The organism is Ensifer sp. (assembly GCF_035999185.1).
In the GTDB taxonomy this organism is placed as follows: Bacteria; Pseudomonadota; Alphaproteobacteria; order Rhizobiales; family Rhizobiaceae; genus Ensifer.
This window is the reverse complement of the sequence record NZ_DASYHB010000219.1, coordinates 57,604-68,432: the sequence shown is the minus strand read 5'-3', so window position 1 is coordinate 68,432 and position 10,829 is coordinate 57,604. Positions and strand designations below refer to the sequence as shown.

The window sequence follows — 10,829 nt, the reverse complement described above, 5'->3', positions numbered from 1 at the left end:
TAAGTCATCACCCCTAACAATCCGGTAAACCGGAGCTTGGTTCATGATGCGACTTGGACAGAGCGCTCTTCCGACTGACGTGTATCTGTCATCCGTGAGCTCGCTCTACGAACATCGCAAAACGCTGGTGATCGGCATGCTGTCGCATGTCGTGACGTTCCTGCTCGTCTATTTCAAGACCAGTGATCCGCTCTATCTGATCTGCTCCGGTGCGATCTTCGTGCTCTGGGCGCTGCGCAATCTCGACATGGCGCGGTTCGACCGGCAGGATTTCTCGAACGCCGATCGGGCGATGGTCCGCAAATGGGAGAACCGCTACATCGTCGGTGGCGTCAGCGTCACGCTCACCTGCGGCATTGCCTGCGGTTATGCCATTGCGGTCAGCCAGGATTCCTTTTCCGAGCTTGCCACCATATCGGTCACGCTCGCTTCGATGATTTCCCTCGTCGGGCGCAATTATGGCTCGGAGCGAGCCGTGCTGTTGCTGTCGTCGTCGGCGTGCCTGCCAATCGTCGTGGGCCTGATCACGTTGCAGGACGTGTTCATGCTGGCGCTTGCCGTGCTCATTCTGCCGTTCATCCTGTCGACCTGGATGATGGCCAACAATGTGCGCGCCTTCCTCTACGAGAACGTGCTGGCGGCGCGCGAGATCGCCACCATCGCCGGGCAGTTCGACACGGCGCTGAACAACATGACGCATGGGCTGTTCATGCTTGACGCTGACGGCCGCGTTGTCGTCGCCAACGAGCGCGCCTGCGAATTGCTCGCTCTTGGCGATCGGACGGAGCTGAAGGATTGGCTGCTCGATGACGTCATCCGCCGCGGCGCGCGGCGCATGCGGCTCGACGCGGATCAAACCAGGGCGATTTCACGCCAGCTCGATCTCCTGCTCAAGGGCAAGCGTCCGCAGGTGCTGGTCCCGGTGAGCGAGGAACTGCACCTCGAGTTTTCGGCGAGCCGTCGTGACAACGGCGATACCGTCCTGATCTTCGAAGATGTCACAGCACGGGTGCAGGCGGAAAAGCAGATCCTGCATATGGTGCGTTTCGACAAGCTGACGGAGCTTCCGAGCCGCGACTATTTTGGCGAGTTGGCTCTGGCGACGGTCAGTGCTGACGACAGTGAGGACCGGCCAGTCGGGCTGATGCTCCTTGACGTCACCGAGTTCAAGCATGTCAACGACATGCGCGGCCACATCGTTGGCGACAAGCTCCTGCAGGCGATCGCCGCGCGGTTGAAGACGCTTGCCGGCGATGATGCAATCGCCGCGCGGCTGATGGGTGACGAATTCGTGGTGTTCTTCCCCAACAGGGCCGCGCTTGCCGATCTGGAAGAGAGGATGCGCGGACTTCACGCCAATCTGCGCGGCATCTACGAGGCCAGTGGTTTCACCTTCAATATGACGATGAGCGCGGGCTTCGTCATTGCGACGAGCGCCGACGTGCGCATGGAAGATCTGCAAATCAAGGCCGACCTCGCCCTTTCCGAAACGAAACTGCGCAACCGCGGCGGCTGCACCGCGTTCGAAGCCGAGATGGACGCACGCTATGTCGACCGCCAGAGGCTGAAGGAGGATCTGCGCGAGGCGATCAACGCCCGCAGCCTGACGCTCTCCTACCAGCCGATGTTTGCGCCGAACGGTGGCCGGGTCGAATGCTGCGAGGCACTGGCGCGCTGGACGCATCCGGAGCGTGGCCCCGTGCCGCCGAACGTGTTCATCCAGCTTGCGGAAGAGCTTGGCCTCGTCACGGAAATCACGCGCTTCGTCCTCGACCAGGCCTGCCGCGACTGCATGAACTGGCCGAACGACGTGTCCGTGTCGGTGAACCTGTCGGTGCTCGATCTTCGCAGCAGTGACATCGTGACGACGGTAACCGATGCGCTTCAGGCGACGGGGCTCGACGCTTCACGGCTGCATCTGGAGGTGACCGAAAGCTGCCTGATGGACGAGCCGCAGAAGTCCCAGGCGATCCTGCGCGAGCTGCGTAGTCTCGGCATCACCATTGCCATCGACGATTTCGGCACTGGCTATTCGAGCCTCAGCTATCTCGATGCACTACCGGTCGACATCATCAAGATCGATCGCTCCTTCGTGCGCAACATTCGCGAGGACTCGCGACGCTTCAAGCTATTGCGCGGCACGGCGAACCTTGCCCGGGCCCTCGGCCTGCGCATCGTCGTCGAAGGTGTCGAGACGGCGGATCAGCTGCAGCTGATCAACGAGCACAATTGTGCCGATTTGATACAGGGCTTCGTTTTTGCAGCACCAATGCCGGCCTCGGCGATTGCAACCCTCTGCAAGAATGGTGTGCCAAAACGGGGCGCAAAGGCCTCAAGCAAGCGCATCGCCTGACCCTTCGTCGCTTTTCGTCCTGTGCCATTCCCGCACTGTCGCCTTAAGCCTTAAGGTATTGTAGTTCCGCCTTAAATTCGTTCGGCTTCGATGCGCTTGGGTGTGCATCTGCCCGAAAATTCACCGATTTAAAAGTTAACAAAAAGTTAACGGTGAACTGTTTCGTTTTGTGGTTGCAGCCCCCTCACTGCTCAATAGGTTAACGATTTGTTAACCATGAGGTGTTGAGTATGGGTGAGACGGTTCATCAGGCGGAGCCTGGGCGTTTTTCTGAAAAGCTGATGCATTTGCTCGATCGTGTCGAATACCGACGGGTCGAGACCGGCGAGGACATGGAGGACATCGCGCGGCTGCGTTACAAGGCCTACAAGTCCGTCAATCTGATGGAACTGACCGGATCGACGTTGATCGACGATCTCGATTTCGACAGCCACGCCTATGTCTTCGGCATCTATCTCGATGAGAGCCTCGTCAGCACCGTGCGCGTGCATCACGTGACGCCGGATCATCGCGCCAGCACGTCGGGGATCATTTTCGCACCGGAAATCGACGCGTTCCTCGATGCCGGCATGGTGCTGGTGGACCCCGGTCGTCTGGCGGTCGATCCGGATGTCATCGGCGATGAGATGCGGGCGCTTCCCTACCTGACGCTGCGCCCGGTCGCGATGGCCTGCGAATACTTCTCGGCCGACCGCTGCCTGACCGCCTGCCGGCCGCGCCACACGGCTTTCTACAAGCGCATCTTCGCCTCCGAGACAGTCGTCGCCAAGCGTGAGAACCTCGGGGTCTACAACGCCGATGGCGCCCTGCTTGTGGCGCAGGTGAGGGGACAAAGGCCATCGATCCTCGACCGCTACCCGATCTTCGATTCGGAGCCCTTCGAACGCCGGATGATGTTTGCCGACCGCAGCGAGGTGCCGTTCGCGCCACTGACGATCCTGCCGACTGCACGCATGGCACAGACCGGCTATGGCCGTTCCTACCGCACCTCGGTGTTCCGCTAGTCGTCTGCAAACGCGCGAGCCGAAGGCTGGCGCGCCCGTGCGCGCCGCCCTCGCGGTCAGGCATGACATATCGCCCCATCAGGTATTGCCAAAGACGGGTTTTCGTTGCGCCCGCCCTGCGCATTGTGTAAGGGCAGCTATAAGGGTTTTCGCGTCTTTTCGCGGGGGCCTGCTTCGATAGGGGCGGTGATGGCCTTGCGGTCGTGCCGTGGCATTCAGGGAGAATATGGACGATGGCTGAGCATCATTCTGGACCGGTCGATGTGGGCGCTCCGATGGACTATGCGGAACACGAGAAAACCTACCTCAGGTTCCTGGATGCCTCGAAGTATGGCACGCTGTTCTGCGTCGCCCTGCTGATTGCCATGGCTGCGGGCTTCTTCACGACGATGGGCTTGATCTCCTCGATCGTGCTCTTCATCCTGCTCAACGTCGCCGGCTTCTTCTTCCTTCGCTGATTGGCGTTACCGAACGGATCGCTGAGGGAGCGTGCGAAAGACGCTTCCCTGGCAACCGGGCCCTGTGCCCGGACGAAGCTGCATGCCGTCGGCTGGAGGCGCCGACGCTTGCGGCTTGATGCCCGGATGCCCGTTGCGGCGGGCCCGACGGATTTTCCTCACTGCGTGAGGGAGGAGTGAACGCAGACCTGCGGGGCTGATCAAGGCTCATTGCCGACGGATCGACACCGGTTCGCGCATCCAGGCGCTGCTTCAGGAGATATGTGTTCGGCACCTTTGTGCCTGGCGCATGGAGGCGTGTTGGCTTGGAGGGCCGCCCGCTTTGCAGTCGGAGAGGATGCCCGCATTCCGGCCTCGGCTCGATTGCGGCCGGGAGGGGATTTGTGAGCGAGATTGTCTTTGTCGCCAAGGAAACGGACCCGAACGAGGGTCGTGTTGCCGCATCACCGGATACCGTAAAGAAACTGAAGGGTCTCGGCTTCGACGTCGTCATCGAAGCGGGTGCCGGATTTTTGTCACGCATTCCCGACGCTGAATTCGAAAAGGCAGGAGCCCGGATCGGCACGCTTGCCGACGCCATGACGGCCGACGTCGTGCTCAGGGTACGACGGCCGACGAGCGCCGAGATCGGCGGATACAAGTCCGGCGCGATCGTTATCGCCATCATGGACCCCTACGGCAACGAGGTGGCGATCGCCGAGATGGCAAATGCGGGCCTGACCGCCTTTGCGATGGAGCTGATGCCGCGCATCACCCGTGCGCAGTCGATGGACGTTTTGTCGAGCCAGGCCAACCTTGCCGGCTATCAGGCGGTGATCGATGCGGCCTCTGAATATGACCGGGCGCTGCCGATGATGATGACGGCGGCAGGCACGGTTCCGGCCGCCAAGGTCTTCGTCATGGGCGCCGGCGTTGCCGGCCTCCAGGCGATCGCCACGGCCCGCCGGCTCGGCGCGGTGGTTTCCGCCACCGACGTGCGTCCGGCCGCCAAGGAGCAGGTCGCCTCGCTCGGCGCCAAGTTCATTGCCGTCGAGGACGAGGAGTTCAAGGCGGCCGAAACGGCCGGCGGATACGCCAAGGAAATGTCCAGGGAGTATCAGGCCAAGCAGGCAGCACTCGTTGCCGAGCATATCGCCAAGCAGGACATCGTCATTACCACGGCGCTGATCCCAGGCCGTCCGGCGCCGCGGCTCGTCACCCGTGACATGCTGAAAAACATGAAGCCCGGCTCGATCGCGGTCGATCTGGCGGTCGAGCGCGGCGGCAACGTCGAGGGTGCGGAAGCCGGCAAGGTTGCCGACGTCGAAGGCGTCAAGGTCATCGGCCATTTGAACGTGCCGGGCCGGATCGCGGCATCCGCGTCCAGCCTCTATGCCAAGAACCTCGTCACCTTCCTCGAGACCATGGTCTCCAAGGAAACCAAGGCGCTTGCGCTCAACATGGAAGACGAGCTCGTCAAGGCGACGGCGCTGACCCATGCGGGTCAGGTCATGCATCCGAACTTCGGCGCCAGCAAGGGGGACAAGTGATGGCGAATGAACTTCTCGACAAGGCGCTCGCGGATCTCGACCGGGCGGTGGAAGCGGTCCGCACGGCGGCAGAATACTTGCCCGATACCGCCGGGGCCGTTGCCCACGGCGCCACCGGTGGGGCGATCGATCCCTTTGTCTTTCGCCTGGCGATCTTCGTGCTGGCGATCTTCGTCGGCTACTATGTGGTCTGGTCGGTAACGCCGGCGCTGCACACGCCGCTCATGGCGGTCACCAATGCCATTTCGTCGGTCATCGTCGTCGGCGCGCTGCTGGCCGTCGGCATTTCGGCCTCGGGCCTTGCCACCGGCTTCGGCTTCGTGGCGCTGGTGCTTGCCTCCGTCAACATCTTCGGCGGCTTCCTTGTCACCCAGCGCATGCTCGCCATGTACAAGAAAAAAGACAAGTGAGGCCGGCCTGATGAACGCCAACTTCGCAGCCTTCCTCTATCTCGTTTCCGGCGTCCTGTTCATCATGGCGCTGCGCGGTCTGTCGCATCCCACCACCAGCCGCCGGGGCAATACCTACGGGATGGTCGGCATGGGCATTGCCATCGTCACGACGCTGCTTCTCGCCAAGCCGAGCTTCGGCGGCCTGATGCTGATCGTGCTCGGTCTTGCCATCGGTGGCGGCGTCGGCGCCGTCATCGCCCGCCGCATCGCCATGACCTCGATGCCGCAGCTGGTCGCCGCCTTCCACTCGCTGGTCGGTCTTGCCGCCGTCATGGTGGCGGCTGCCGCCATGTATGCGCCGGAAAGTTTCGGCATCGGCACCGTCGGCGACATCCATGCGCAGGCGCTGGTCGAAATGTCGCTCGGCGTCGCCATCGGCGCCATCACATTTACCGGTTCGATCATCGCCTTCCTGAAACTTGACGGGCGCATGTCCGGCAAGCCGATCATGCTTGCGGGCCGTCACGCCATCAACGCCGGCCTTGCGGTCGCGCTCGTCGTGCTGGTGGTCATGCTGGTGCTGACGCAGAGCACGACCGTGTTCTGGCTGATCGTCGTGCTGTCCCTGGCGCTCGGCGTTCTGATCATCGTCCCGATCGGCGGCGCCGACATGCCGGTGGTCGTCTCGATGCTCAATTCCTATTCGGGTTGGGCAGCCGCCGGCATCGGCTTCACGCTCGGCAACCTGGCGCTGATCATTACCGGTGCGCTCGTCGGCTCTTCGGGCGCGATCCTCTCCTACATCATGTGCAAGGGCATGAACCGTTCGTTCATCTCGGTCATTCTCGGCGGCTTCGGCGGCGAGACCGCGGCGGCCGGCAGCGACGACGGCGTGCAGCGTACGGTCAAGCAGGGCTCGGCCGACGACGCGGCCTTCCTGATGGCGAACGCCTCCAAGGTGATCATCGTGCCGGGTTACGGTATGGCGGTTGCCCAGGCACAGCATGCGCTGCGCGAAATGGGCGACCAGCTGAAGGCGGCCGGTGTCGAGGTCAAGTACGCGATCCATCCGGTCGCGGGCCGCATGCCCGGCCACATGAACGTGCTGCTCGCGGAAGCGAACGTTCCCTACGACGAAGTGTTCGAGCTCGAGGACATCAACTCCGAGTTCGCGCAGGCCGATGTCGCCTATGTCATCGGCGCCAACGACGTCACCAACCCGGCTGCGCGCGACGACAAGTCCTCGCCTATCTACGGTATGCCGATCCTCGACGTCGACAAGGCCAAGACCTGCCTCTTCGTCAAGCGCTCGCTTGGCTCGGGTTATGCCGGCATCGACAACACGCTGTTCTACAAGGACGGCACCATGATGCTGCTTGGCGATGCCAAGAAGGTGACGGAAGACATCGTCAAGGCGCTGCACGCTTAGGCCTTATCGAGCACATTGACAATGAAACGCCCGCCTTTCGGCGGGCGTTTTCGCATTGGAAGGCTGCCGCTGAGCGCAGCGTCAGCCGGCGGGTGCCAGCGTCAATTCGTCGACTCCGATCGCGATGTTCAGGCCCTCCTGCAGCTGGACGTTAACCGGCTGCAGCATGAAGGCCTTGTTGGTGCCGCCGCCGATCACCTTGGCGCCGCCACCGACGGCCATGCTCGCATCGGCGCCAATGCCGTAATACTCGCCGGCAAGCGCGAATTCGCTGACCGTCGTGCCGGTCTTGGCAAAGACGTCCCAGACCATCGTGCTCTTGCCGGTCTTGCCGATGTCGATGCCGATCTTGCGGATCGTGCCGGCATAGACGGCATTCTTTCCGCCGTTGACGGGCGTGAAGGTGCACATCAGGTTCTTGGTGGAGGTCAGGATCATGCCCGTACCGCCCTCCGAACCGCAGACGAGGCGACCGAGCGCAACATAGTTTTGCGCTGCAGCCGGGCCTGTGGCGAGTGCTGCCAATGCCAGCGCGGTGACGAGGGTTCGTTTCATCATGGCTCAGTCTCCGTTCCTATTGCCTCAAGCAAACGGACGATCGCCAGGATTGTTCCAGAGCGTGTTTTCGGGCGTGCGCCAGGTGTTGCGCAAACAAAAACGCCCGCGAGATGATCGCGGGCGTTTCGAACAAGCAGGTTCGGAGCGTTTAGGACGCCTTGACGCGGGCAAGGCCGGCGCGTGCGGGCTCATACTTCGGGTCGAGCTGCAGCGCATGCGAATAGGACTTGGCGGCCTTGGTCTTGTCGCCCTTGCGCTCATAGATCAGCGCCTGGTTGGCCCAGGATTCGGCGACCTTGCCATTGAGGTTGATGGCCGTGTTGAAGTCCGAGAAGGCGTTGTCGTCGTCGCCTTGGGCGACATAGGAAATGCCGCGGCCGTTGTAGGGTTCCGGCGAGCTTGGCGACAGCGAGATCGCGGTCGAGAAATCCTCGATCGCCTGGCCGTGCTGGTTGCGTGCCTGGTAGATCAGGCCGCGATTGTGATAGGCGCGCGGATCGGTCGTATCGAGCTGGATCGCCTTGTTGAAATCGTTGAAGGCGGAATCGAGCTGGCCGGCCTGGCGGTAAAGATTGCCGCGACCGATATAGGCGACATCGTAATTGGCGTTGAGCTGCAGCGCCATGTTGTAGTCGGCGAGCGCTGCCTGGGTGTTGCCCATGTTGCGGTGAACCAGCGCCCGGTTGGCAAAGGCCTGGTAGAAGCGCGGATTGAGCTGGATCGCCTGGTCGAAATCGGCAATGGCCCGGCGGTATTCGCCGGCGCGGCCGTAGGCCGAGCCGCGGACATTGTAGCCTTCCGGATCGCTCGGGTTGGAGGCGATCACGCTCGACAGCGAGGCAATATTCTCCTGCGAGCCCTGTTCGCGCTCAACCTTGTTGGTCACGGAGTCCGGACCGTCGGTCGTGCAGCCTGCAAGAAGAAGTGCCGAGCCGAGCATCAGCATGGCGGCAAGCCTCGGCTTGCGCTGGTGGCGGCGAGACGCCTCATGGACATTTAAACCGGAGACGTCCGCAGTCATGGCAGCAAGTGTCAAAGGTTGATCCCTCAAATCGACAAGGTCGCGAAAGCCGGCGGCTTTCTGTTCCTGAAGCCGCCGATACTCCCCGGGGCTCCGCAGCCGGGCCTAGATCAGGCCTACGGCAGGCCGCCCGGCCAAACACTCCGGTCGGCTTCCGTCTCCGGCAGCGCTGGTCACGCTAGCCTGTCGGCGGAAAAGATGTCCATACCAAAAAAAGGCGGTGGCGATATATCGCCCCCGCCACGACTTACATCGGAAAGCGTCGAAAAAACGACAAATCAGCGGGCCAGGAGGCCTTCGCGCTGTGCACGCTTGCGTGCCAGCTTGCGGACGCGGCGAACGGCTTCAGCCTTTTCGCGGGCGCGCTTCTGGGACGGCTTCTCGTAGAAATCGCGCATCTTCATTTCGCGGAAAATGCCTTCGCGCTGCATCTTCTTCTTGAGAGCGCGGAGCGCCTGATCGACATTGTTATCGCGGACAAGTACCTGCACGTGAATCCCGTTCCTTTGGTTCGAGTTGTTGTTTGCAGCTCCGTCAGGTGCCGGAGGCAAAAGAATGACATTCGCTAAGCTGGAAGCTTTACGATTAGACGAGCGGATAGCAGATCGTCAGGCGAAAGTCCAGCGACGACATGAGGAGGTGCTGAAAAATCCTGAGATCCGGGCGTTGCGCCGCTGCTTGCCCTTCGGCGTAACGGATCCGTAGCCATGTCGCAACTGCGCGCAAGTCCACGCAATTGCGTCGCAAAAGAAACGTTGCGCAGGTCTCGGATTTGCGATTTCTAACGCCCAAGAGAATGATCACCGGGGTTCATGGAGTTTAAGGCCGATGCGCAAATATTCAGTTTTCGCCGTGGCCCGCGAGGCGCTGCGCGGCCACAAGGGGTGGGGCCCGCACTGGGCATCGCCTGAGCCGCGCAAGGAATACGACGCGATCATCATCGGTGGCGGCGGCCACGGCCTGGGGGCTGCCTATTATCTGGCCAAGGAGCACGGCATCACTAACGTCGCGGTGCTAGAGAAGGGCTGGATCGGCGGCGGCAATACCGGCCGCAACACCACGATCATTCGGTCCAACTATCTCTATGAAGAGAGCATGGACATCTACGAGCATTCGCTGAAGCTCTGGGAAAACCTGTCGCAGGATCTGAACTACAACGTCATGTACTCGCCGCGCGGCGTCATGATGCTATCGCACAACATCCACGACCAGCAGTCGTTCAAGCGCCATATCAACGCCAACCGTCTCTATGGCATCGACAACGAGTGGCTGACGCCGGAGCAGGCCAAAGCCTATTGTCCGCCGCTCGATATCGCCAAGACGGCGCGCTACCCGATCAATGGCGCGGCGCTGCAGCGCCGCGGCGGCACGGCCCGCCATGACGCGGTTGCCTGGGGCTATGCACGTGCGGCCTCCGACCGCGGCGTCCACATCATCCAGAACTGCGAAGTGACCGGCATCCGCCGCGACGAAACCGGCCGGGTCGTCGGCGTCGACACCAATCGCGGCTATATCGGCGCCAAGAAGGTCGGCATTTCGGCCGCCGGCCATACCTCGGTGCTGATGCAGATGGCCGACGTGCGCGTGCCGCTGCAGAGCCAACCGCTGCAGGCGCTGGTTTCCGAACCGCTGAAGCCGATCTTCCCCTGCGTCGTCATGTCGAACTCGGTGCACGCCTATATCTCGCAGTCCGACAAGGGCGAGTTCGTCATCGGCGCCGGCACCGACCAGTACAATTCCTATTCGCAGACCGGCGGCCTGCAGATCATCACCCATACGCTGGACGCGATCTGCGAGCTCTTCCCGATGTTCCGCCGCGTCAAGATGATGCGCCAGTGGGGCGGTATCGTCGACGTGACCCAGGATCGCTCGCCGATCCAGGGAGTGACCCCGGTTCCCGGCCTCTTCCTCAACGCAGGTTGGGGGACTGGCGGCTTCAAGGCCACGCCGGGCTCGGCCCATCTCTTCGCCCATCTGATCGCCAAGGGCGAGCCGCATCGTCTCGCCGCAGGCCTGACGCTGGAGCGCTTCCGCACCGGCCGGCTCATCGACGAGGCGGCAGCTGCCGCCGTTGCGCACTGAGGA

At 62.2% G+C, this 10,829-nt stretch carries 10 protein-coding genes; 7 read left to right on the top strand and 3 right to left on the bottom strand.

Features of this window, described 5'->3' with window-relative positions; translation table 11 throughout:
- Window positions 1-43 precede the first annotated feature (43 nt).
- The 6 genes from VGO04_RS31885 (at window position 44) to VGO04_RS31860 (ending at window position 7,165) form a co-directional block, all read left to right on the top strand.
- Window positions 44-2,353, top strand: coding sequence for a putative bifunctional diguanylate cyclase/phosphodiesterase (locus VGO04_RS31885; protein ID WP_327499995.1), 2,310 nt, complete (start codon window positions 44-46; stop codon window positions 2,351-2,353).
- A gap of 230 nt (window positions 2,354-2,583) precedes the next feature.
- Window positions 2,584-3,357 carry an N-acyl amino acid synthase FeeM domain-containing protein gene (locus VGO04_RS31880; RefSeq protein ID WP_327499994.1) on the top strand — a complete coding sequence of 258 codons (774 nt, stop codon included), beginning with the start codon at window positions 2,584-2,586 and terminating at the stop codon, window positions 3,355-3,357.
- A gap of 233 nt (window positions 3,358-3,590) precedes the next feature.
- Window positions 3,591-3,815 carry an aa3-type cytochrome c oxidase subunit IV gene (locus tag VGO04_RS31875; protein ID WP_327499993.1) on the top strand — a complete coding sequence of 75 codons (225 nt, stop codon included), beginning with the start codon at window positions 3,591-3,593 and terminating at the stop codon, window positions 3,813-3,815.
- Between the two features lie 383 nt (window positions 3,816-4,198).
- Complete coding sequence (locus VGO04_RS31870) at window positions 4,199-5,344, top strand: Re/Si-specific NAD(P)(+) transhydrogenase subunit alpha (RefSeq protein WP_327499992.1); 1,146 nt, start codon at window positions 4,199-4,201, stop codon at window positions 5,342-5,344.
- On the top strand, window positions 5,344-5,754 hold the full coding sequence (locus tag VGO04_RS31865; RefSeq protein WP_327499991.1) for an NAD(P) transhydrogenase subunit alpha: 411 nt from the start codon (window positions 5,344-5,346) through the stop codon (window positions 5,752-5,754). The genes VGO04_RS31870 and VGO04_RS31865 overlap by 1 nt, the downstream gene beginning before the upstream one ends.
- A 10-nt stretch (window positions 5,755-5,764) precedes the next feature.
- Window positions 5,765-7,165: an NAD(P)(+) transhydrogenase (Re/Si-specific) subunit beta gene (locus VGO04_RS31860; protein WP_327499990.1), complete on the top strand. Its 1,401-nt coding sequence runs from the start codon at window positions 5,765-5,767 to the stop codon at window positions 7,163-7,165.
- Window positions 7,166-7,246: 81 nt separating this feature from the next.
- On the opposite strand, the gene VGO04_RS31855 is transcribed toward VGO04_RS31860, so the two are convergent.
- The 3 genes from VGO04_RS31855 to rpsU all read right to left on the bottom strand — a co-directional run bounded on the left by VGO04_RS31855 (window position 7,247) and on the right by rpsU (window position 9,235).
- Complete coding sequence (locus tag VGO04_RS31855; protein ID WP_327499989.1) at window positions 7,247-7,723, bottom strand: DUF992 domain-containing protein; 477 nt, start codon at window positions 7,721-7,723, stop codon at window positions 7,247-7,249.
- Window positions 7,724-7,871: 148 nt separating this feature from the next.
- Window positions 7,872-8,759 (bottom strand): tetratricopeptide repeat protein, encoded by an 888-nt coding sequence (locus VGO04_RS31850; RefSeq protein WP_327499988.1) that lies wholly within the window; start codon window positions 8,757-8,759, stop codon window positions 7,872-7,874.
- A gap of 263 nt (window positions 8,760-9,022) precedes the next feature.
- On the bottom strand, window positions 9,023-9,235 hold the full coding sequence (gene rpsU, locus VGO04_RS31845) for a 30S ribosomal protein S21 (RefSeq protein WP_012709405.1): 213 nt from the start codon (window positions 9,233-9,235) through the stop codon (window positions 9,023-9,025).
- A gap of 337 nt (window positions 9,236-9,572) precedes the next feature.
- Between rpsU and VGO04_RS31840 the strand changes: the two genes are divergently transcribed.
- Entirely contained in the window at window positions 9,573-10,826 is a 1,254-nt protein-coding gene (locus VGO04_RS31840) for a sarcosine oxidase subunit beta family protein (RefSeq protein ID WP_327499987.1), read from the top strand.
- Window positions 10,827-10,829 lie beyond the last annotated feature (3 nt).

Excerpts from the sequence above, each read along its gene's own strand:
- VGO04_RS31885 (WP_327499995.1), top strand. The coding sequence starts at position 44 with ATGATGCGACTTGGACAGAGCGCTCTTCCGACTGACGTGTATCTGTCA.
- VGO04_RS31880 (WP_327499994.1), top strand. The coding sequence starts at position 2,584 with ATGGGTGAGACGGTTCATCAGGCGGAGCCTGGGCGTTTTTCTGAAAAG.
- VGO04_RS31875 (WP_327499993.1), top strand. The coding sequence starts at position 3,591 with ATGGCTGAGCATCATTCTGGACCGGTCGATGTGGGCGCTCCGATGGAC.
- VGO04_RS31865 (WP_327499991.1), top strand. The coding sequence starts at position 5,344 with ATGGCGAATGAACTTCTCGACAAGGCGCTCGCGGATCTCGACCGGGCG.
- VGO04_RS31860 (WP_327499990.1), top strand. The coding sequence starts at position 5,765 with ATGAACGCCAACTTCGCAGCCTTCCTCTATCTCGTTTCCGGCGTCCTG.
- VGO04_RS31855 (WP_327499989.1), bottom strand. The coding sequence starts at position 7,723 with ATGATGAAACGAACCCTCGTCACCGCGCTGGCATTGGCAGCACTCGCC.
- VGO04_RS31840 (WP_327499987.1), top strand. The coding sequence starts at position 9,573 with ATGCGCAAATATTCAGTTTTCGCCGTGGCCCGCGAGGCGCTGCGCGGC.